The following is a 23203-nucleotide window of genomic DNA, read 5'->3' on the forward strand; positions in this document are numbered from 1 at the left end:
CAGCCAGCCTGAGATATCCTTGGACTGGCTGGGCTTTTGTCTGTATGTCTATTTTTCAGAACTGTACTTTTCCGTCTTACTATTAAACTACATAAAAAGGTTGGTATAGAAAGTGATAGAATTTCGCAATGTTTCGAAAACATACCCGAATGGCGTCAAAGGTCTGAAGAACATCAACTTGAATATTGAAAAAGGCGAGTTCATTGTCATTGTCGGTCTTTCCGGTGCTGGTAAGTCCACATTGCTGCGCTCGATTAATAGATTGCATGAAATCACAGAGGGAGAAATCCTGATAGATAATAAATCGATCACAGCTGCAAAAGGAAAGAGCCTGCGCATGTTCCGCCGTGATATCGGCATGATTTTCCAAAGCTTCAACCTTGTCAAGAGATCCACTGTACTGCGCAATGTCCTTTCTGGACGAGTAGCCTATCATTCCACATTACGTACTGTTTTCGGCTTATTCCCGAAAGAAGATGTGAACCTGGCACTGAACGCATTGGATCGCGTCAATATCATAGATAAAGCGTACACACGCTCCGATCAGCTTTCAGGCGGTCAGCAGCAGCGTGTCTCTATCGCCAGGGCATTGGCTCAGGAAGCAAAAATCATCCTGGCTGATGAACCAGTTGCCTCCCTTGATCCGCTAACGACGAAACAAGTGATGGATGATTTGAAGAAAATAAATCAAGACCTTGGCATCACAACAGTCGTCAACCTCCACTTCATCGATATCGCACGCCAATATGCAACGCGTATCATCGGTTTGAATGCCGGTGAAGTCGTGTTCGACGGACCTGTGGAAGAAGCAACCGATGAGAAATTCCAGGAAATTTACGGACAGCAGCTGGAAAAAGAACAGCAGCAAAGCCCAATTGGAGCTGGCGTTGAATGAGTCAGTCTCCCAAAAAAGTCGTGCCAAAGCCGCCGTCCAAGCTTAAGCATTATCTAACAGCAGTGATCGTTCTTGGTTTGCTGATTTGGAGTTACATACGTTCCGAGGCTAGCATCGTTGATTTGTTTACCAACCGTGATCAAATGGCGACTATCTTCGTCGAGATGTTCCCACCTGACTGGGAATATTTCCTGGAGATAATCGATCCGATGCTGGAAACGATACGCATGGCGGTCATCGGTACGACATTCGGTGCCGTCATCGCCATTCCCATCATTTTGCTGTGTGCAAATAACGTTAACCGGATTCCATGGATCTCTTATCCTGCACGTTTTGTGCTCAATTTGATTCGAACAGTGCCGGAACTTCTTCTTGCAGCTGTCTTCGTTGCTATTTTCGGGCTGGGAATGATTCCTGGTATTTTCGCTTTGACGATTTTTTCCGTTGGAATCATTGCCAAATTGACTTATGAATCGATCGAGGGCATCGACAAAGGACCAATGGAAGCTATGACTGCTGTTGGTGCAAACAAAGTACAATGGATCACCTTCTCCATCATTCCGCAGGCTGCTGCATATTTCACCTCTTATGTGCTATATACATTTGAAGTGAATATCCGGGCCGCCGCTATTCTCGGATTGGTAGGAGCCGGGGGAATCGGTCTGTTATTTGACAGCAACCTTGGCTTTTTCAACTATCCGCGGGTGAATACATTGGTTTTCGCAACACTCATCGTCGTCTTGATCATCGATTTTGTCAGCAATAAACTTCGGGAGAAATTATTATGAGCCAACTTTCAACACATACCGTCGACAAACCAAAAGGCCGCGGTAAGAAGGTTTTCAACCGTCTGCTAATTTTAGTCATACTGGCTGCAATCTATGTTTGGGCATTCTCAGGGGTTGAGGAGTTTGAAATCAAGGATACAGCCGGTCAGATTTCCAAGGCTATCTTTGATGGGATCATCCATCCGGATTGGGACTTTGTCAATGATGAAGAAGGTTTGATATTCGGTTTGATCGATACATTAGCGATTTCAATTCTTGGTACATTCATTTCAGCCATCCTTACCATACCGTTCGGTTTCTGGGCTGCAAGCCGCAAAACGAAATCAGGCTTCTTCGTAACGGGACTAGGGCGCTTTGTCCTTAGTTATATCCGGGTATTCCCTGAAGTTGTTCTGGCGATCATCTTCATTAAAGCAGTCGGTCCAGGTTCCTATGCTGGGGTTCTGGCATTGGGACTCCACTCCATCGGGATGCTTGGTAAGTTATTTGCTGAAGAAGTGGATGCAATCGATCACGGTCCCCGCGAGGCTTTGATAGCCACCGGAGCCAATCGGATCCAGGTCCTTGTATACTCTGTTTTGCCGCAAGTCCTGCCTGGTTTCATTTCGTACACACTCTATCGTTTCGAACTGAATGTCCGTGGTGCTTCCATCCTTGGTATCATTGGAGCAGGTGGAATCGGAGCTCCGCTTATCTTCGCATTACAGTCACGTAACTGGCCGCGGGTAGGTATCATCCTGCTTGGTGTCATCATACTCGTATCGGTGATCGATTTGATCTCCGGTTACTTGCGCAAAAAAATCGTCTAAAAAAACAGCGATTCTGTACAAGCAGAATCGCTGTTTTTCAGTTCAAAATCGTCGTCCGGTCGCTTGCCGGCACTCTTGGCTTCGCTTTTGGTTCTTTTCCGATATAACCTACTTGCAGCAGACCGATATTACGCTCTCCTGGTTTGATTTGCAGTAAGTCCCTCGCCTCTTTATTCTCCAGCAAGTTATTCGTCTTCCAAATCGTTCCGATGCCTTTTTCCCAGGCTAGCAAACTGAAATTCTGAATCAGCATGCTAGCTGATGCATAATCCTCTTCGCGGAACTTCATTTGTATATTTTCCTCTAATACGACTGCAATCCATAGCGGGACATCTGTAATCTTCTTTTTCAGTGCCTCTGCTTTCTTCTCTTTCTCTTCGGCAGTTGCAGCACCTTTCGCACCTTGTTTTGCATTGAGTTCGCCAAGCTGCTGTTTCGTATCACCATCAATCAAGATAAAACGCCAAGGCTGTGTCATCTTATGATTCGGCACCCAAACCGCTATATCTAGCAAGTGCTGTATTTCATCATAAGAGATTTCTTTACTTGTGTCATAATTCGTGATGGATCTTCTATCCTTGATCAGCTGCTCCAATTGCATCCATAACACTCCTATCCGTTTTCCGTGCGTCCTTTTAATTGAAAACCATTATCAATATCATATCTGAGCATTCCATACACTGTCAATGTACGTTCCAAATGGAAGAAATCTTACTTTTTTATGAATTATTCCGGATAGCACTTGAAGGGACCTTTATTTTGTGACAATATAAATGATAACGAATCTCATTCTCATATAAATGAGAAGAGGAAAGGGGTACCAGTAATGGGACGTTTACAAACGGAATTACTTGAAGTAGCCTATGGAGATAAATCAATCGTAAAAGATTTGACTATAGAAATTCCTAAAGGAAAGATCACGGCACTCGTCGGAGCAAATGGTTCCGGCAAGTCCACTATCCTCAAGACGATGGCACGTGTCATGAAGCCGAAAAACGGCATGGTGCTATTGGATGGTAAGAGCATTCATAAACAATCGACAAAAGCAGTGGCAAAACAGCTTGCCATCCTGCCGCAAAATCCTGTTGCTCCTGAAGGTTTGACGGTATCCGAATTGGTGGCATATGGCCGTTACCCACACCAGAAAGGCTTTGGCTCACTTACTTCTTATGATAAGGAAGTGATCGCATGGGCAATCGAAGTGACTGGCATGCAGGATTTCGCACAGCGTGCTGTCGATCAGCTTTCCGGCGGACAGCGTCAGCGTGCTTGGATAGCGATGGCTCTTGCTCAGGAAACAGAAACTCTCTTCCTTGATGAGCCGACGACATTCCTGGATATGGCGCATCAGCTGGAAGTGCTCATGCTGTTGCACAAGCTGAACCGCGAAGAAAACCGGACGATCGTCATGGTTGTGCACGACCTTAATCACGCTACAAGATATGCCGATCACATGATTGCCATTAAAAAGGGACAGGTAATTTGCGAAGGTTCACCCGCAGAGACAGTTACATCTGACAATCTGCGGGAAGTATTCAATATCGAAGCAGATGTGATTCTTGATCCTCGATCCGGTGTACCGCTTTGCTTGCCATATAATATTTTAGGTACTGCATCCGCCGTCGAACCAGAACGCGCGATGGAAAAGACACTGGCATAAATAAAACGCTTTGCAGACTGCTGCAAAGCGTTTTTCATTTCCCTGAACCTTCCATTCCCCTCGTTGCCCGGATAAAAGCAATCAAGCCATTGATTTCCTGATTCGACAGTTGTTTTTGATCAACTGTAAACTCTATATCTTGCAAATCAGTGAGTTCGATGCGCTCTTTGAACTTGCGCCCAAGCAAATCATCACAGCTTGTCCCGAACAAGTCTGCCAGCATGATCAAAGCTTCGAAAGACGGACGGCGATACCCGGATTCATAGCCGGCATAGGTACTTTTAGCAATGCCGAGACGATCTGCGGTATCTTGCAGCGACCAATTCTTCTGCTTTCTCAGTTCTGATAACCGATCCAAATTCATCTTACTCCCCCGCTCTCATTCTTCCATACATTATAGCATAAACTGTTTTTTCGCGTACGCGATACGAATAATAAAATCTTGATAATAACTTTCCCGTTCTCTATAATTAGGTGTAACGTACGCAATATGCGAATAAACAAAGATATGTAACGATAGATTAAAAGAGGTGCAGAATGAAGAAGCTACTATTACTAACCACTGGCGGAACCATCGCATCAGTCGAAGGAGAAAATGGTCTGGCACCGGCTGTTGATGCGAATGAATTGTTGAGCTATGTGTCCGATATGGATAATGAGTATACGATGGAAACCATTTCGCTCATGAATCTGGATAGTACGAATATGCAGCCGGAAGATTGGGTCAGGATGGCAGAAGCTGTCCGAGATCACTATGATAGCTATGATGGTTTTGTCATCACCCACGGCACCGACACCATGGCCTATACTGCAGCAGCCTTGTCTTATATGCTGCAAAATGCTGGTAAACCGATTGTGATCACTGGTTCCCAGATTCCGATCACTTTCAAAAAAACAGATGCAAAAAAGAATATCAAAGATGCTATCCGCTTTGCCTGTGAAGAAGTCGGCGGCGTTTATGTCGTTTTCGACGGCCGTGTGATTCAAGGCACTCGCGCAATCAAGTTGCGTACAAAAAGTTATGATGCTTTCGAAAGCATCAATTATCCATATATCGCTTTCATCCATGAAGATCATATCGAGTATAACAAGAAAATATCAGGAAGAAATCTGCCATTAAGCGTTGATACTTCCCTCTGTACTGATGTACTCTTATTAAGGCTGTATCCGGGTTTGAAACCCGACATGCTGGATGCTTTAGCGAGCATGTATAAGGGTGTTGTAATCGAGAGCTATGGAAGCGGCGGTATTCCATTCGAAGGGCGTGACCTCCTGGATAAGATCAATAACTTGGTGAAAAAAGGTATCGTTGTTGTGATAACCACTCAATGTCTGGAAGAAGGCGAAGATATGAGCGTCTACGAAGTCGGCAGACGAATCAATCAAGAGCTGGTGACACGTTCAAGCAACATGAATACCGAAGCCATTGTCCCTAAACTGATGTGGGCACTCGGACAATCCACAGATCCAAAGGAAGTCAAACGAATGATGGAAACACCTATTGCTGAAGATATCACTATATGGCCCTCTTAAATAAGTGAAAAAGGAAGGTTCAATTCATGGCAGACGCACAAGAACACTATCGGATTGAGAAAGACTTTCTCGGAGAAAAACAAATATTGAAAGATGCTTACTACGGTATTCAAACAATGCGCGCATCGGAAAACTTCCCGATCACAGGATATCGCATCCACGAGGAAATGATAAAGGCGCTTGGTATCGTGAAGAAATCGGCTGCGCTTGCCAATATGGATGTCAAACGACTTTATGAAGGACTCGGGAATGCTATCGTGCAAGCTTCCGAGGAAATAATCGATGGCAAATGGCATGACCAGTTCATTGTGGACCCGATTCAAGGCGGCGCTGGTACTTCCATCAACATGAATGCCAATGAAGTCATCACAAACCGCGCTTTGGAAATACTCGGGCATGAAAAAGGCGATTACCAGCAATTGAGCCCGAATACACATGTAAACATGTCGCAATCGACAAATGATGTCTTCCCGACAGCGATTCATATTTCAACATTGAATATGCTTGAGAAACTGCTCGAAACGATGCTGTATATGCAAGGGGAATTCAAGAAAAAAGCAAAACAGTTCGACTCTGTCATCAAAATGGGACGCACGCATCTGCAGGATGCTGTACCGATTCGCTTGGGGCAGGAATTCGAAGCTTACAGCCGTGTGCTGGAGCGGGACATCAAACGGATCAAACAATCCCGTCAGCATTTGTATGAAGTCAATATGGGGGCAACAGCTGTCGGTACAGGGTTGAACGCAAATCCAAAATATATCGAGCGTGTCGTCGAACATTTAGCTGCCAATAGCGGTCTCCCTCTTGTCACCGCGGAGAATCTTGTGGATGCGACGCAGAATACGGATGCCTATACCGAAGTTTCAGCTGCTTTGAAGGTTTGTATGATGAATATGTCCAAAATCGCGAATGATCTTCGTATGATGGCTTCAGGACCGCGTGCTGGATTGAATGAAATCAACCTTCCGGCGCGTCAGCCAGGATCCTCGATCATGCCGGGCAAGGTGAATCCGGTCATGGCCGAAATGATCAACCAAATCGCCTTCCAAGTAATCGGTAATGATAACACCATCTGCTTGGCTTCTGAGGCTGGACAACTTGAATTGAACGTCATGGAGCCTGTTCTTGTGTTCAATTTGCTGCAATCCATCAGCATCATGAACAATGGCTTCCGCTCCTTCACAGATAACTGTCTGATCGGCATCGAAGCAAATGAGGCAATGATGAAGGAATATGTCGATAAGAGCGTTGGATTGTTAACGGCTGTCAACCCTCATCTTGGCTATGAAGTTGCTGCGCGGATTGCGCGTGAAGCGATTCTGAGCGGGAAATCGATCCGTGAACTTTGCCTTCAATACGACGTTTTGACAGAAGAAGAACTAGATATCATATTAAATCCTTTCGAAATGACGAAACCGGGTATTGCCGGCGAAGAGCTTTTTGATAGATAATAGGAAGATGTGCACGCATACTATACTTTGTATGTGCAGCACATCTTTCTTCGTTTTTATTTATGAAAGGGTTCACTAATTATTTTAGGAGGATTGAGCTTGAAAGAGGCAAGATTACCAACAATCACCGAGATCATCATCATACTAGGAATTTTTCTAGCGCTTGTATTATCCTTCACGGTTTATCTGGAATTGCCGATCCAATTGGCGATTTTCATTTCTTGGTTTGCGGTCGTCATCTTAGGTATAAGACTGGGACACAAGTATCAGGATTTACAGAAATCAATCATGGACGGGATATCGAACGGACTGGAAGCAATCTTGATTTTAGTGGCTGTAGGCGCACTTATCGGCACATGGATCGCCGGCGGTGTCGTCCCGACGTTGATATATTACGGCCTTGAATTCATCCACCCTAGCATCTTCCTGCTGGCAACCTTGATCATCTGTTCCATCATGTCGGTGGCAACAGGTACATCATGGGGTACGGCCGGTACGGCTGGTATTGCCATGATGGCAATCGGGGAAGGCCTTGGCATGCCGCTTCCGCTAGTTGCAGGAGCAGTGCTTTCTGGATCCTATTTCGGGGATAAGCTGTCACCTTTATCCGACAGTACCGTTTTAGCTTCATCCCTTTCCAAAGTGGATGTATTGGAACATGTCCGGGCAATGCTCTTCCTATCCGTACCAGCATTCGTCATTACGGCGATTCTTTTCACAGGAGCTGGATTCATCTACGGAGGAGATGATATCGACCAGGCAAGAGTGGAATCATTGAAGAGCGCCCTGATGGATAACTTTGATATCGGCCTTTTGATGCTGCTTCCTGCTCTGGCGGTACTCGTACTTTTGGCCATGAAAAAACCATCTCTGCCCGTCATCGCTACAGGTGCACTCCTTGGTGCAATCTGGGCATTCCTGTTCCAGGGAATGCATTTTGCTGATGCACTTGCCGTTGCTTATAATGGCTTCTCGATCGATACAGGTGTGAAATTCATTGATGACATTCTCAACCGAGGCGGCGTAGTCGGTATGCTCGATACCTTGATGGTCATCATCTTCGGTCTTGGATTCGGCGGTTTATTGGAGAAACTTGGCGTTCTCCAGGTCATCGTTTCCACTTTCGAGAAAAAGCTTGTATCTGCCGGCAATACGACCGTAGCCACGCTTATCGTTGCCTTCCTTGGTAATGTCCTTGGCTGCGCCATGTATGTTGCCTTGATTTTGACACCTAAAATGATGGAAAAGTCATACGACAGACAGCGGCTTGATCGTCGTGTCCTTTCCCGCAACACAGAGGTAGGCGGCACCTTGACATCCGGTATGGTGCCTTGGTCAGACAATGGCATTTATATGGCCGGTATTCTAGGTGTATCCACTTTCGCTTATCTGCCATTCATGTGGTTGAGTTTCGTCGCTATCGGACTTGCCATCATCTACGGTTACACCGGGAAATTCATCTGGTATAACAAAGAAAAAACAGCATCCGAAAGCTAAAAAAAGACCTTCAAGCATGATTTGCTTGAAGGTCTTTTTCGTTGCTGCCGGCGGGCTTACCTAACCGGAAAAGCGTCCATATAAGCTTTGGCAGCACGAAGGACACGGGCATCTTGAAAGCGGTTGGCTGCCAGCTGCATGCCGATCGGCAACCCTGCTTGCGAGCGTCCTGCTGGAATTGATGCTGCCGGAAGGCCTGTCACATTATAAGCATGTGTCATCATCCAATCCGCATCTTCCTTGACTTTTTGACCATCGATGACGGATGGCCCCAACAAATGATGATCAAAAGCAGGTACCGCAAGCGTTGGTGACAGCACTAAGTCATAATCTTGCAGCACGTTCTGCAATCTGTTCCAGACGGTTGTCCGATTCCGTTCGTAAGCGCGATAATCGGAAGCCATCAAAGGCTTGCCCTTTTCGATCATCTCGCGATAGGAGTCGGAAATCCATTCTGGATGCTCCTCCAGCATTTTAGCACTGCCAGCTGCTGACGATGCATACCACATGCTTGTGAAAAAGCCATTGAACTGACGCCGGTCCATATCGAAATCCAGTTCGACCGTTTCCACGCTCATGCCGAGCGCGCGCCAATTATCAAACGTTGCCTCCACCATCTGCCTTACTTCCGGATCGACCGCATACATGCCGAAATCAGGTGTATAGGCGATGCGCAAGCCTTGGGATTGTTCTTCCAAATAAGATGACCCGATATGGCTGTCCAAAAGCGGCAGACTGAAAGGATCGGTCGTGGACGGTCCCTGAACTGCCTCAAGAAACAATGCACTGTCATCTGGATTATTGGATAGCGGTCCATGATTGACGAATGGAGAACTGGAACCGAAAACGTTCCCCAAATTATTGTCCATCGGAATCCGGCCATATGTCGGCTTGAACCCGAATATGCCGCAGAGACTGGCTGGAATACGGATCGAGCCTCCGCCATCACTTCCTTCTGCCAGCGGCACCATACCTGCTGCCACGGCAGCTGCAGAACCGCCGCTTGATCCGCCAGCAGTCTTCGTATGATCCCAAGGATTCACCGTTGCACCGAATACCATATTATCCGTCGTACCTTTGTGACCGAATTCAGGTGTGTTCGTCTTACCCATGATCAGAGCACCTGCTTGACGAAGCCGCTTGACAATCGTGGCATCCCGGTCAGCGATGTGATCCTTATATGCTGGTGATCCGAAGGTGGTCCGCATGCCCTTTACCGGCGTCAAATCTTTGATACCGACTGGAATGCCATGCAGCAAGCCTGTCCCTTCTCCGCGCATGACAGCTGCTTCTGCTTCTTTCGCATCCGCCAGCAGGTTTTCATTCAATGTAACGAATGCATTGATGTCATCATTGTATTTCTCCGTTTGTTGCAAATAATAGGAAGCCACCTCAACAGGTGAGACTTCCCTTTCTTTGATAGCTGTCACAAGTTCCCGTACTGTTTTTCCTTCCAATGTCATCGCCCCTTTATATCCTCTACACGTATCATAACGCTAGCAGGTGCGGGGTTCAACCCATCAGAGAATCATGGCAGCAATCCAGCCTAGTGCGATGACCGGCAGATTGTAGTGAAGGAATGTCGGTACGACTGTATCCCACATATGGTCATGCTGTCCATCTGCATTCAACCCAGATGTTGGTCCAAGTGTACTGTCCGAAGCTGGTGAACCAGCATCCCCAAGCGCACCCGCCGTACCAACCAGCGCAATGATCGCCATCGGACTGAATCCAAGCTCAATCGCAAGCGGAACGAAAATAGTCGCAATGACCGGTACAGTGGAGAATGAAGAGCCAATCCCCATTGTCACGAGTAAACCGACGATAAGCATCATCAGCGCACCCAGGGCCTGACTGCCGTGAATGGCATCAGCTGCAGTTTTCACCAGCGACTCGATATCACCTGTAGCTCCAATGACACTGGAGAATCCGGAAGCGGAAATCATGACGAATCCAATGAAGGCCATCAGACGCATGCCGTTCGTAAGGATTGTATCTGCTTCTTTCCATTTCAGCGTTCTTGTGACGTAAAGTACGATGATTCCTGCTAATGCCCCGAATACCATGGAATCTGTCCAAATTTGAACAGCAAGCGCTGCTACGATCGATAATATGGAAAAAATCAAAGTAGAACGTTTCAGTTCCGTCTTCTCTTCTTTCACTTCGTCCGGAACCGGCAGCTCAATATTTTGGTACTGCCGCGGTTTCCTGTAAGAAAACAATGCAATGATCAAACCGATCACCATTCCAAGAGAAGGAATGAGCATGGCGGAAGTAAGCTGATCCGGACTTACTTCCAAACCGCTCGCTGTCATATTCGTTGCCACGATTTCATGGAAAATTTGACCATACCCTGCTGGAAGCAGCATATATGGTGTGACAAGACCGAATGTCAGGATACTCGCTGTCAAACGACGGTCGATTTGCAAATCATTCATGATTGTCAATAACGGCGGAATCAATAAAGGAATGAATGCGATATGCACCGGAATGACATTCTGTGAAAAACAAGCCATGATCAGGATCATGATTAGAATGAGCGCACGTGTCCTTTTTTTGGATTGCGCTGTATCTTTCTTTCCGCTGATGGATATGATTCCTCTCACCATCGCTTCCGGAAGTCCCGTGCTGGCTATTGCGACTGCAAATCCTCCGAGCATCGCATAGCTCAAGGCGACATTTGCGCCTCCCCCTACACCATCCGTAAACGCAGTAAGCGTTCCATCTATCCCAAGTCCTCCGACTAACCCTCCGATGAGAGAGCCTAATATCAATGAAAAAACAACATTGATTCGCAGCAAGCTGAGAATCAAAACGGCAATGACTGCTATAACAACTGCGTTCACTTCTAATTCCTCCATCGCTTTATTATGGTAAAGTATTAAAGTACAATAACAGATGATTCAACTTTTTGTCAATGCAAATTGAAGTTGTCCGAATATTATAACCGAAAGAAAAACCAGCATTTCTGCTGGTTCCCCCTCTCCCTATTCAGATACGATGACATCGATCAGCTTGAATGTCGTAACATCGGCAAGTCCGCGATTCGTCACGCGGATTTCCGGGATGACCGGCAAAGCTATCAGAGAAAACGTCATGATAGGATCCGTTATGCTGCAGCCAAGCTTCTCCCATGCTTTGACCAGCTCACCCACTTGGGCAACGACTGTTCCCAAAGGTTCGTCAGACATCAACCCGGCAATCGGCATCGGCAATTCTGCTAAGATCTCCCCATTCAATACAGCCACAAGTCCGCCGCCGATTTCCGCCAGGCGGTTTGCAGCAATCGCCATATCTTCCCGATCAACACCCATCACGAGCAGGTTATGGCTGTCATGGGCAACAGTCGAAGCTACTGCACCGTGCTCGAAGCCGAAACCGTGTACAAAAACATTGGATACTTGTCCTGTTCCTTTATGCCGTTCGATACAAGATAGCTGGATGATATCCTGATCTGTATCGATTTGGACTGCTCCATCCTTGATTTGCATGGTAGCCGTCATTTTCTCTGTCCGCGCACTTCCTTCGATCGCTTTTACCACATTCACCCGCACATCACCATCGGGGCGGTCGGTCTGGTAAAAGAAATCTTCTGCCTTCATCTCACGTGCTAGATGCACAGAGCTTCGAACAGCTTCCGGATAGGTATACACCGGGAAAGTTTGCTGCAGCTGTCCATTCTCGAACTGGATGACACCATCGGCGATCACAGTGGATGCTTCCATCTGCTGCAAATCTTCTATAAGAAGCAGATCGGCGAATTTACCCGCACTGATGCTGCCAATATCATCTTCCATATGGAAATACCGAGCTGAGTTGATCGTTGCCAGCTGGATAGCCGTTACCGGATCAAGTCCTTCCTCAATCGCCCGGCGGACAACGTGGTTCATGTGGCCTTTCGTAATCAGTGTTTCTGGATAAACGTCATCCGTTACAAGTGAAATATTGCGCGTATCGACATTATATTCTGTAATCACCTTGATCACTTCTTTTACATCCCGCCACGCCGAACCTTCCCGAATTTGTACGTGCAAACCCGCCCGAAGTTTAGCAAGTGCATCTTCTTTGGCAATCGTTTCATGATCGGATGTGACGCCGGCTGCGATATAAGCCTGCAGTGCATAAGGATCTTCAGAAGGGAAATGACCGGTGACCGTCTTATTCGCCTTGATCGTTTCCGCTATCTCCCCAAGCATCTTGCCATCTCCGTTGACGACGCCAGGGAAATTCATCACTTCACCAAGTCCCTGTACATTCTCCCAGCTCAGTCCTTCTTTTATATCCGCTACAGTAAGACTAGCGCCGGCATCTTCCAAGTCATCTGTTGCCGGAACACAGGAAGGGAAGGTCGTATACACTTTCAGCGGCAGCTGCTGCCCTTCCTCATGCATATAACGGACGCCTTCGATACCGAATACGTTCGCAATTTCATGTGGATCCATGAATACGGTCGTCGTTCCTTTTGCTAGAGCGGCCTTGGAGAATTCCGTCACGGAAAGCATGGTACTTTCCACGTGCATATGACCATCGATCAGACCAGGTACAAGGTACTGTCCGTTTGCCTCTATCACTCTGGTATCCGGACCAACATGCTCGGGTGAAGCTTTTCCTACCAATGCTATTCTATCGCCTGAAATGACAACATCCGTATCCTTTAGCAGTTCCCCTGTAAATACGTTGACTAGCACACCATCTTGGATAATCAAATCAGCGGGACGCTTACCTAAGGCAACCTCACCCAATCGTTTTGCTGCTTCATACAACTTCGTTCTTTTCCCCACTGTCTTCAACTCCTATTATCCTTATACGTTATGCCCATAAACGTGTGAAAAATTCCCGGCACTATGGAATTCTGGCTCGGGAAACTATCATTCTATACGCATTTATTTCTATTTATAGAATCATACTTCCGACACTTGCGTCAACCCCGCCTATGGAAAAAACCGCCTTATCAGGCGGTTTCCAGCTGTCAGTTTCTTTTTGTATCAAGCGGCGTCAGTTTTGCTTCGATATTCTCCCGCTCCGCTTCAAGGAACGGCGGCAAAGCCAATGCTTCCCCTAAAGCATCCAGATCTTCATCTGTAGCAAAACCGGGACCATCCGTCGCCAGCTCAAATAAGATGCCATTGGGTTCGCGGAAATAAAGCGATTGGAAATAATAACGATCCACCAGCCCGGAATTCGGCAGATGAGCTGCATAAAGGATTTTCTTGGCCCGCTCCAGTTCTTCCCTGTCTTTCACCCGGAAAGCGACATGGTGCACACTTCCGCGGCCAGGACGTTCCCGCTGCATACTTGGTTCTACTTCCACCATTACTTCAGCGCCTGTGCCACCTTGGCCGACTTCATAGATATGCAAGTTCGTCCCATCAGCAAGCTCGGCTTCTGTCTTTTTGCGGAATCCCATCAATTCCACCAAGACACGCTCTGTCGGCGCAAGCTCCGGCACGGTCAGCTTTACCGGCCCGAGTCCGATGATGGCATATTCGACCGGTACATCTGTCCCTTCCCAAGCGATGCCTGCTGCCACGCCTTCATTCTGTTCATCCGATACGAGCATGAGGCGCTGCTTTTCTGGATCCTCGAAGAAAAGAACCTTTCGCCCCTGCAATTCAACCTCTTGTGCCTGGATCTCATATTGTTCTAAACGACTAGCCCAATAACGGATTGCTTCATCCGATGCCACACGCAAAGATGTGAGGGAAATGCTATTATTACCTGTATACGTACGACCAGCCCGATGAATCTCAAAAAAGGTCAAATCCGTTCCCGGACTGCCTAATTTATCTGCATAGAACAGATGATACATCGACGTATCATCTTGATTGACCGTCTTTTTCACAAGACGCATGCCCATTGTCTTAGTATAAAAATCGTGGTTATTCGCTGCATTCGCTGTTATGGCTGAAACATGGTGAATACCGTGAAGCTCCATCATCTGCTTCGCCCCCTATACGTACATTTTATTAGTTACTTACAAAATGTAACCCAGTTTCTCTTAAATTGCAAATACACTATTTCATTCCTTCTAGAATGTGTTGTGATAATGACATTAAATAAAAAATAACCACTATCATGCTGACCAGCAGGTATAGTGGTTATTTTCTCCTTTAAGCATGTATTGGATACTCAAATGATGGGAGAGCATCATCTTTTATCTATAGCGAACAGCTGCTGCCGGCTATTTTCAATGTATTGTGGTATCTTTGATTCCCAAACAGCAGTATTTTTTAAGCTAACACCGTCGGCTGAAAATCGATCAATAGTATCGCACGAACACCTGGGCGGTCTGCGTCGCCTTTTCTGATCGGGCTGACATAGTGACTGACTGCCTCATCGTGCACGCCGTATGATTCCAGCGGCTGATGGATTTCGAAGCTTTCATGGAACTGGCTGGAATCAGCATCCGCTGGCAGTTTACCTGCACAGGCAGGGGTTGCGATGATGTTGAGTCCTCCTACCACGTTATCGCGCTTGATCAAGTGGGCGAAAGTAAAAGGTTCCCCGTCTTGGTGAATCAGGTTCGGTGAAGATACACCTTCTTGTCCGTCCTCCGTTACTTCAAGCTTAACAAAATGAATACCAGCATGAACTGGCAAGATCAAATCTTCTTTGCGCCAGAACGTTTCGTGATAATCATGCATGATGATTTTCTTCAATAATTCATTTTCCAGGATATGATCCGGAAGTGATGGGAATTCCCTGTAAGAATCAACGTATTCAGGATTGAAACGGCCTTGGAAATATTGCGCCATGCTTTCGTTTTCCCGCTCGATACCCGGCAGCCACTCCAGACGATTGTCTTTGTCGAAGATGATTGCCCGGGAATAGCGGCGGTAACGGTTCAACTCCGGTGCATAGCTGTCAGCAGGCAATGTATCGAATACAGCCTCTATCTCTGCTAAATCCTTCTCCATCCCGTCATAGGCAAGGTCTTTTTGTAAATCATATATGCTATATCCTTGTTTCTTTAATGCGTGCATGCTTAAACCTCCACAAATCTAGAATCTTTCTCTATCATAATACATGCAGGGATAAAGGAACATGCTTTCGTTTGCGATTTTGTGACATTTAACAAGGAGTGAGTGCATGTGAGAAAGTCCAAAGCAGAATTTGACAAGCTTCATCAAACAGCTGCCAACATACAAACATTGCTGCAGACGGGGGATGTTCTGTACAGTTCGATCGGACCCTCCACCTTCTTTTTCAGTCATGCGGGCATTGCCGGGCGTGATGGTCGTATTTTTCATGCGCATCCATCTGGTGGTTTCGCCGAATCATTGCCCACTTACTTATCAAGGCACCGCTACGGCGGGACGATCACGCTGCTTCGCCCCAAAACAGATCCCATGAAGGCGGCGGAATGGGCGGAAAAGTCGATTGTGCTGATGAAAGGCTATCGTTTCAATCGTACCTTGGCCGACACGGATTGGAATTATTGTACGAAATTTGTCTGGCAGGCTTTTTGGAGCGGCTCTGGCACTGATCTGACCAGTGCTGCAAAGCAGATTTCCAGGCGCTGGATATTTCCGCGTCATATCAAACATTCTTCCCATTTCGAACCGATTGCAAAATTCTCATTGGAGTACCGACTCTAGTCATAATTTTCTGGTAAAATGATGAAGATGAATCTGTAAAGGGGGATTTTCACATGAACTTCGAGCAAAAATCAGAGAAATACGCCGAGCTGTTATTACATATCGGGTTAAAAGTGAAGCAAGGTCAGGATTTGTTGATTTCAGCAGATTTGGCTGCTGCACCTTTCACCAAGATTGTGGCGAAGAAAGCTTACGAGGCTGGATTGCGCGATGTTATTGTCGACTATCAGGATGACAATATAACAAAAGCGAAAGTGAAGTATGCAAAGGAAGAAGACTTGGATTTCTTCACACCATTCCGCGGCCGTGTCTACGAAGAACTGGCAGCAGCAGATACAGCTTTCCTTGAGCTGAAAACGCCGAATCCATCCCTTTTTGATGGTATCGATCCAGCAAGGGTCGCCCGCTATACAAAAGCGATGGGTGCAGCCAGACAAGGCTATCAAGCACATAAAACAAATGGCCGCATCAATTGGCTCATCGCTTCTGTCCCGACTGTAGAATGGGCAGAATCCATTTTTCACGATGCCAAAGGTCAAGCAGCGGTCGATAAACTATGGGATAGCATTTTCTTCACTACCCGCTCCGACCAGGAAAACACAGTCGAATTATGGGAGCAGCATGTTGCAGCCATGAAGAAAAATGCTGATCATTTGAATGCACGCGATTATCGTAAATTGCACTATACAGGTCCTGGAACAGATTTGACAATCGAATTGCATCCTGAATCATTCTGGACGTGCGCAGAATTCACGAAAGAAGATGGCTCCACTTACATCCCAAATCTTCCTACAGAAGAAGTATTTACTATCCCAGTAAAAGATGGTGTAAACGGGACTGTCAGCAGCACAAAGCCATTGAATTATGCAGGTACTCTGCTCGAGAACTTCTCGCTTACGTTCGAGAAAGGTAAAGTAGTCGATTTCAAAGCGGAAAAAGGCTATGACACGCTGAAGAATCTGCTCGACACCGATGAAGGTGCCAAATTCTTAGGGGAAGTGGCACTTGTGCCCCACCAGTCACCGATTTCACAATCTGGCATTGTCTTCAATAACACCCTATTCGACGAGAATGCGTCCTGTCATTTGGCGCTTGGACAAGCAATCGGCATGTGCGTAACCGATGCCCGCAGCAAATCCAAGGAAGAATTACAGGCAATCGGATTCAATTATAGTCTGACACATGTCGATTTCATGGTTGGCTCCGGGGAACTATCGATTACAGGGGAAACACCTGATGGCACAATCGAACCAATATTCGAAAAGGGAAATTGGGCATTCTGAGGATACAAAAAAGGAGCAGCAAAGATGCTGCTCCTTTCCTATGTACGACAAATCATGAGAACCTCGCGGTAATAGTCGAGCTGGTGCGGGCAAAGTGCTTCATGACCAATCTCGATTCGCTGGCGCGGTGCTCCGGCGACAATTTCGGCTTCCACTCTTGCCGCCCTGCCTTCCACGAGTCTCTCCAGATCACTTACTTTCATCCGTACTAGCTGAATCACTTCTTCGTTCAGCAAAATATCCGGTAATTCTTCCAAATAATAAAAGAATTGATGACAGAATTCCCGATCGATCAAGTTTTTGGCAAAAAGTTCTTCTTGGATGATGCCTTTATAAAACAGCTCACTTTCCTGAAGTGTGACACCCAATTCTTCCTGCACTTCACGCAAGCCGCCTGTTACAGGCGTTTCGCCGTTTTCCAAATGACCAGCTGCGGTAATGTCGTATTTCCCGGGAAATTCACTTTTATTGAGAGAACGCTGCTGTAGATAAATGTATAGTTCTGTACCATCATGTTCTACGAACCAGCAATGGAAAGTTTCATGCCAATCTCCATCACGGTGGACTTCTTCTCTTTCCTTCACTCCAATTTCCCGATGCTGCTCATCGAAAATCGTCAATAGCTCCATAGTTTCCCCCATGCTTCTTCTTTTTTCTAATGTAAGCGATAGCAACAGGATTGTCTACCGAACTTCTCCAATTATATGGAATTATCGCGCATTTCTTCTACCAAAGGTATGATTTCCTTTGCGAAACGTTCCATTTCTTGCTTTTGCGGAGAAAATTGCAGCAGCAAGAGACTGACTCCAGCATGCTCGTAAGCTAGTATACGCTGAGCGATCTGTAATGGTGTTCCAACCAGATTCGGGCGCAGTCCCCTCGCAGCAACTGCATCATCACTAATTAAGCTTTTCTGGGCAAGCTCTTCTTGCGTGACATATGCTTCGTAATCAGAACTGGTGATCCTTTCCCATTCTTGGATGGCTTCTTCCTCTGTTTCCCGGCAGATGACGTAGGCCGTCATGCCAAACTCCGTGAATGTCGATTTGCCCGCAGCTTCCCGGCGGATCTGCATATCGGCAATCATACTGGCCACTTCCTGTACGGTGCCGCCTTTCATGATATACGCATCGCAAGTCTCCGCAATCGTCTGGCGTAAATAGTCGCTTTCACCGCCTGCGTACAATGGTGAAATATCCTTTCTCCCGGCAGGCAAGTAGTCGATATGCTCCACTTGATAGAAAAGACCATCATAGGTGTAGCTGCCGGCAGTCCATACTCCGCGCAGCACTTCAAAGAATTCCTCTGTTTGGAGATAAAATTCCTCCGATCCCTCAATATCACCTGCCAGCCGCTTTCTTTCCTCTTCACGCAGGAACGAAACGACCGCCAGGGAAAAGCGGCTATTGCTTATTTCATCGATCTTTATTGCCTGTCTGGCTGCTTCTGCCGGCTGATCGATACTCGGGCGTACCGCTGCCATGATATGCAGCGTATCCGTTGCTTCCGCTATGGCTCCGGCTGTTTTCCAGAAGTCCAGCTTCTGATCGGCATTTTTCCCTTGGTATAGGTAGGTATCTGGGAGGAATACTGCGTCGAACCCTAAATTCTCCGCCATTTGTGCCGTTTCCTGGACACAAGGCACATTCAGCGGTCCTCCATCCTCCACGTGACGCAGCCAGCTGTTTGAGACTGGCTGCCAGTATGCATATTTCATTCTTACTTCTCCTTTTACACATAGGAAATCCTACCGAACGACACATTCACTCTACTAAAAAAGCTTCTTCGATGAGAAGAAGCTCTTGCTTGCAGCAGTCGTCATCTTATCACGCAGCTATTGCTGCAGGTCGTAGCACCTTCCTGCAGGACTGCCCTCCTACAGTGGGTTGCCGGGCTTCATCGGGCCTTTCCCTCCGCCTCTCGTTATAAGATTTCTTATGAAATATACTTCCTACTATACCAGATTAGCAGTGCGCAATTCAATCTCTACGCCGATACGCCTCCATCAAAAGACGGAAGCCATCCTGCCTGGCTTTCTCGTCATATACGGGGCTTGTGAGCATGAACTCAACATCACCGCCATAATAATCTTCCAGTTCCAAAAGCTGCTTTAGCACCTCAGCCGGTGTCCCAATCACCATCGTTGGACGATTATCCTCAAGTCGCTCCTTTTCATAAGGTGATAATTTATAATCAGCTGCTGTATCCGGACGAAGCATCCCATTGACCGGTCTTCCCTGCTCCTGAAGCAGTGCTGCAACCTCATGGCTTTTCGCCAGTGCTTCCGCTTCCTCTGTCGTTTCTGCACAGAAAAGGAACAGACTTATCATCATTTGCGGCGGCTGCTTTCCAGCTTGGAAGGATTTCCGATACACATCCACAACTGCCTTGTCTTTTTCTCCGCGGATGAATTGAGCATAAGCAAATCCAATACCATGGTACGCAGCAAGGCCTGCGCTGCCCGCACTGCCGCCAAGAAGCCAAACAGAAGGCGTGGTGGTGATATCAGGCATCGCGCGCAAATCGCCAAATCGATGCTTTGTTTCTTTCCTGATATCCAAATAATGCAGCAAGTCGCGTATTTGCTGATCATACCATTCCTCTGGCACCCTTCGATGCTCCTGCAACGCTCTTTTGGCTGCCGGCATGCCTCCTGGCGCCCTTCCGATACCAATATCGATCCTGCCTGGATGAAGCGCTTCAAGCAATTTTGCATTTTCTGCAACTTTATACGCACTATAATGAGGCAGCATGATGCCGCCTGAGCCGATACGGATATGTGTTGTCCTGGCAGCCAAATGCCCCATCATAAGCTCCGGACTGCTGTGAGCCAGACTGCCGGAATGATGTTCCGATACCCAGAAGCGCGTAAACCCTAGCTGATCCGCCAATTCGGCAAGGCGAACCGTTTCCTCCAAGGCAGCTTTGGCACTGCCATCTTCTTTGATGCGGGATTGATCCAATATACTAAGCTTCATTCTATCCACTCCTTCTTTGTATCATATCCTGTGCGAAAGAGTTTTAAAAACAATCCGTTTTTCGGTATGCTAGAAATGACTTCACTAATAAGGATGGTGCTTATATGATCGGATTCATCGGACTAGGAATAATGGGAGAAAATATGGCAGCCAATCTGCTCGATAAAGGCGAACAATTGGTAGTTTATAACCGGACGAAAGAAAAAGCGCAGACGTTGCTGGATAAAGGCGCAATATGGGCTGACTCCCCCCGCGTGGTCGGGGAAAAAGCCGATGTCGTTTTCACAATGCTGACAGATCCAGCTGCTGTCAAAGCAGTCGCTTATGGAGAAGACGGCCTTTTCAGCGGCATGAAAGAAAACAGTCTATGGGTGGATGTGAGTACAGTCAAGCCCGCATTCTCGAAAGAAATGGCCAAAGCCGCTCATGCGCATCATATCCGCTTTGTCGATGCACCAGTGTCTGGTTCCAAGGCACCCGCACAGCAAGGCAAGCTGCATTTCCTCGTCGGTGGTGACGAACAGGATGTGAAAGAAATCACCCCGTCGCTTGGAAAGATGGGACAAAGCATCCAGCATATGGGAGCAAACGGAAATGGATCGGCCACCAAACTGGCGGTCAATATGCTGCTCGTTCAATCTTTGACAGGCTTATCCGAAGCTATTACCTTCGGTGAAGCAACTGGACTGGACCGCGAACGTTTGATGGATGTTTTACTGGCATTGCCAGTGACAAGTGATATCCAGGCGGGTAAGCGCGATACAATCCTCAACCAGGATTTCAATCCGCAATTCCCATTGGAACATGCCTACAAAGACTTGCAGCAAATTTCCGAAACAGCTTATGAAGCAGGTGCTCCGCTTCCGATGACCAACAGTGTCAAAGAGCTGTATGCACTGGCTAAAAAGTATGGCTATGGCAAGCAGGACGTCGCTGCTGTATACGCTCTTTTGGCAAGGGATTGACACCAAAAAGACAAAGAATCCGATTTTTTTCGGATTCTTTTTTATTCTCATTTATTTTTTTAATTAACATTGGCATATTAAAAGTAAAGACAGGGTAAGCTGATCTGGAATACTTAATCTGGATGAACTATTTTTTTGTTTATTTTCTGCACATTATATTCATTATAATCTATTTATTTTATTAAATTTTTTAAATCAGGAACAACGACTACCTGATGACAAGGAATACTTTCATATCAGGATTTTTATGCTACTATAATTATGGTTTTATTAATTTAATAACTTTCTAAAAGGGGTCTTCATCATGGCTGATTCATCCACTAAACCAAAACGGGAAGTCAAATGGATTCCACTGCTGATTACGATCTTGATCGGTGTCGTCCTTTGGTTCATCCCTTCACCTGATGGTGTAAAAGAGGAAGCGTGGCATCTGTTTGCCATCTTCGTTGCAACGATCATCGGCTTGATCATCAAACCGATGCCGATGGGAAGTGTTGCCATCCTTTCATTGACAGCAATCGTCCTAACCAAGACACTTGGTTTGGAACAAGCACTGAGCGGATTCTCAAACAGCACCATCTGGCTGATCGTCATTGCATTCTTCATCTCAAGAGGTTTTATCAAAACCGGACTTGGATCAAGGATTGCTTATCTGTTCGTCCGTCTTTTCGGTAAAAAAACATTAGGCTTATCTTATTCCTTGATCGGTAGTGATCTGATCTTATCACCAGCGATGCCGTCCAATACGGCTCGTGCCGGCGGTATCATCTTCCCGATCATCCAGTCTTTATCCAATTCATATGGTTCCAAAAGCAGTGATGGTACGGAGCGGAAAATTGGTTCGTTCCTGACATTTGCTTCGTATCAAGGAAACGGGATCACGTCTGCCATGTTCCTTACTGCCATGGCAGCAAACCCATTGGCAGCAAGCGCCGCTGAAAGTGTCACTGGTCAATCCATCTCCTGGGGCAGCTGGATACTTGCTTCGATCGTACCTGGGATCATCAGTTTGATCATCATCCCATTCGTCATCTTCAAGCTGTATCCTCCGGAAATCAAGGAGACGCCAAAAGCAACGGAAATGGCGACCGAAAAACTGCAGAGCATGGGGAAACTGAAGCGCTCCGAATGGTATATGATCGGCGTCTTCCTATTGCTGCTCGTTTTATGGATCTTCGGGGAAAGCTTCGGCATCGGTTCCACGACCGCTGCATTCATCGGACTTGTCGTACTGCTGCTTACTGAGGTATTGACTTGGTCCGATATCAAGCAAGAAACAGGAGCTTGGGATACACTCGTATGGTTCGCCGTGCTTGTCATGATGGCCAATTACTTGAACGAACTTGGTCTTGTGCCTTGGTTCAGTGACATCATGGGGAATGTCGTAAGCACGCTTTCTTGGCCTGTCGCTTTGCTGATCCTGGCAATTGTGTATTTTTACTCCCACTATTTCTTTGCGAGTAACACAGCACATGTGAGCGCGATGTATGCGGCCTTCCTTTCAGTCGTCGTGGCTGCAGGAGCACCACCGTTATTGTCAGCATTATTGCTGGCATTCTTCAGCAACTTGTTCGGCTGTTTGACACACTACGGCAGCGGCCCTGCACCTGTATTCTTCGGTGCCGGCTTTGTCACCCAGCAAAAATGGTGGGGACTGGGCTTCCTCATCTCCATCATCCATCTGGTCGTCTGGATCGGTATCGGCGGACTATGGTGGAAACTGATTGGTCTATGGTAAATAAA

21 protein-coding genes and 1 riboswitch are annotated in these 23203 nt (G+C 46.8%); of the genes, 11 read left to right on the forward strand and 10 right to left on the reverse strand.

Going from position 1 to position 23203, the window contains the following annotated elements:
- Positions 1-112 precede the first annotated feature (112 nt).
- Genes phnC through phnE (SFC66_RS02855) form a run of 3 tightly spaced genes read left to right on the forward strand, consistent with a single transcriptional unit; the run spans position 113 to position 2492 of the window.
- The gene (phnC, locus tag SFC66_RS02845) at positions 113-895 is read left to right on the forward strand and encodes a phosphonate ABC transporter ATP-binding protein (RefSeq protein WP_411217191.1); all 783 of its coding nucleotides are present in this window, start codon (positions 113-115) and stop codon (positions 893-895) included.
- Positions 892-1683: a phosphonate ABC transporter, permease protein PhnE gene (gene phnE / locus SFC66_RS02850; RefSeq protein WP_411217192.1), complete on the forward strand. Its 792-nt coding sequence runs from the start codon at positions 892-894 to the stop codon at positions 1681-1683. Before phnC ends, phnE (SFC66_RS02850) begins: the two co-directional genes overlap by 4 nt.
- The gene (phnE, locus tag SFC66_RS02855; protein ID WP_411217193.1) at positions 1680-2492 is read left to right on the forward strand and encodes a phosphonate ABC transporter, permease protein PhnE; all 813 of its coding nucleotides are present in this window, start codon (positions 1680-1682) and stop codon (positions 2490-2492) included. Before phnE (SFC66_RS02850) ends, phnE (SFC66_RS02855) begins: the two co-directional genes overlap by 4 nt.
- Positions 2493-2529: 37 nt before the next feature.
- Here the strand turns inward: phnE (SFC66_RS02855) and SFC66_RS02860 are convergent, their stop codons facing one another.
- Positions 2530-3093, reverse strand: coding sequence for a nitroreductase family protein (locus SFC66_RS02860; RefSeq protein ID WP_411217194.1), 564 nt, complete (start codon positions 3091-3093; stop codon positions 2530-2532).
- 225 nt (positions 3094-3318) lie between these two features.
- Between SFC66_RS02860 and SFC66_RS02865 the strand changes: the two genes are divergently transcribed.
- Positions 3319-4152, forward strand: coding sequence for an ABC transporter ATP-binding protein (locus SFC66_RS02865; RefSeq protein WP_411217195.1), 834 nt, complete (start codon positions 3319-3321; stop codon positions 4150-4152).
- 34 nt (positions 4153-4186) lie between these two features.
- Here SFC66_RS02865 and SFC66_RS02870 read toward each other — a convergent pair whose 3' ends face one another.
- On the reverse strand, positions 4187-4516 hold the full coding sequence (locus tag SFC66_RS02870) for a helix-turn-helix domain-containing protein (protein WP_411217196.1): 330 nt from the start codon (positions 4514-4516) through the stop codon (positions 4187-4189).
- A gap of 173 nt (positions 4517-4689) precedes the next feature.
- Between SFC66_RS02870 and SFC66_RS02875 the strand changes: the two genes are divergently transcribed.
- The 3 genes from SFC66_RS02875 to nhaC all read left to right on the forward strand — a co-directional run bounded on the left by SFC66_RS02875 (position 4690) and on the right by nhaC (position 8636).
- Positions 4690-5685 (forward strand): asparaginase, encoded by a 996-nt coding sequence (locus SFC66_RS02875; RefSeq protein WP_411217197.1) that lies wholly within the window; start codon positions 4690-4692, stop codon positions 5683-5685.
- A gap of 26 nt (positions 5686-5711) precedes the next feature.
- Positions 5712-7139, forward strand: a complete 1428-nt coding sequence (gene aspA / locus SFC66_RS02880; RefSeq protein ID WP_411217198.1) for an aspartate ammonia-lyase — start codon at positions 5712-5714, stop codon at positions 7137-7139.
- A gap of 99 nt (positions 7140-7238) precedes the next feature.
- Complete coding sequence (gene nhaC / locus SFC66_RS02885; protein ID WP_411217199.1) at positions 7239-8636, forward strand: Na+/H+ antiporter NhaC; 1398 nt, start codon at positions 7239-7241, stop codon at positions 8634-8636.
- Between the two features lie 56 nt (positions 8637-8692).
- Here nhaC and SFC66_RS02890 read toward each other — a convergent pair whose 3' ends face one another.
- From SFC66_RS02890 to SFC66_RS02910, 5 genes are all read right to left on the reverse strand, one after another.
- Entirely contained in the window at positions 8693-10093 is a 1401-nt protein-coding gene (locus tag SFC66_RS02890) for an amidase (RefSeq protein ID WP_411217200.1), read from the reverse strand.
- 63 nt (positions 10094-10156) lie between these two features.
- Positions 10157-11482: a Na+/H+ antiporter family protein gene (locus SFC66_RS02895; RefSeq protein ID WP_411217201.1), complete on the reverse strand. Its 1326-nt coding sequence runs from the start codon at positions 11480-11482 to the stop codon at positions 10157-10159.
- Between the two features lie 141 nt (positions 11483-11623).
- Positions 11624-13417, reverse strand: a complete 1794-nt coding sequence (gene ade / locus SFC66_RS02900; protein ID WP_411217202.1) for an adenine deaminase — start codon at positions 13415-13417, stop codon at positions 11624-11626.
- Positions 13418-13605: 188 nt separating this feature from the next.
- Positions 13606-14571 (reverse strand): ring-cleaving dioxygenase, encoded by a 966-nt coding sequence (locus SFC66_RS02905; RefSeq protein ID WP_411217737.1) that lies wholly within the window; start codon positions 14569-14571, stop codon positions 13606-13608.
- Between the two features lie 295 nt (positions 14572-14866).
- Positions 14867-15619, reverse strand: coding sequence for a 2OG-Fe dioxygenase family protein (locus SFC66_RS02910; protein ID WP_411217203.1), 753 nt, complete (start codon positions 15617-15619; stop codon positions 14867-14869).
- A 108-nt stretch (positions 15620-15727) separates the two neighbouring features.
- Between SFC66_RS02910 and SFC66_RS02915 the strand changes: the two genes are divergently transcribed.
- On the forward strand, positions 15728-16234 hold the full coding sequence (locus tag SFC66_RS02915) for a hypothetical protein (protein WP_411217204.1): 507 nt from the start codon (positions 15728-15730) through the stop codon (positions 16232-16234).
- Between the two features lie 53 nt (positions 16235-16287).
- Entirely contained in the window at positions 16288-17517 is a 1230-nt protein-coding gene (locus SFC66_RS02920; protein WP_411217205.1) for an aminopeptidase, read from the forward strand.
- A gap of 38 nt (positions 17518-17555) precedes the next feature.
- Here SFC66_RS02920 and SFC66_RS02925 read toward each other — a convergent pair whose 3' ends face one another.
- From SFC66_RS02925 to SFC66_RS02935, 3 genes are all read right to left on the reverse strand, one after another.
- Complete coding sequence (locus SFC66_RS02925; protein ID WP_411217206.1) at positions 17556-18146, reverse strand: NUDIX hydrolase; 591 nt, start codon at positions 18144-18146, stop codon at positions 17556-17558.
- A gap of 71 nt (positions 18147-18217) precedes the next feature.
- A complete protein-coding gene (locus SFC66_RS02930; protein WP_411217207.1) occupies positions 18218-19234 on the reverse strand; it encodes an LLM class flavin-dependent oxidoreductase in 1017 nt (338 codons plus the stop codon).
- Between the two features lie 103 nt (positions 19235-19337).
- Positions 19338-19449, reverse strand: a riboswitch (SAM riboswitch).
- 47 nt (positions 19450-19496) lie between these two features.
- Positions 19497-20495 (reverse strand): LLM class flavin-dependent oxidoreductase, encoded by a 999-nt coding sequence (locus tag SFC66_RS02935; RefSeq protein ID WP_411217208.1) that lies wholly within the window; start codon positions 20493-20495, stop codon positions 19497-19499.
- A gap of 104 nt (positions 20496-20599) precedes the next feature.
- On the opposite strand from SFC66_RS02935, the gene SFC66_RS02940 reads away from it, so the two are divergent.
- Entirely contained in the window at positions 20600-21460 is an 861-nt protein-coding gene (locus SFC66_RS02940) for an NAD(P)-dependent oxidoreductase (RefSeq protein ID WP_411217209.1), read from the forward strand.
- Positions 21461-21764: 304 nt separating this feature from the next.
- Complete coding sequence (locus tag SFC66_RS02945; RefSeq protein WP_411217210.1) at positions 21765-23198, forward strand: anion permease; 1434 nt, start codon at positions 21765-21767, stop codon at positions 23196-23198.
- Positions 23199-23203: the final 5 nt, after the last annotated feature.

The sequence above is a fragment of the Terribacillus saccharophilus genome, assembly GCF_046592895.1.
Taxonomy (GTDB): domain Bacteria; phylum Bacillota; class Bacilli; order Bacillales; family Amphibacillaceae; genus Terribacillus; species Terribacillus saccharophilus_D.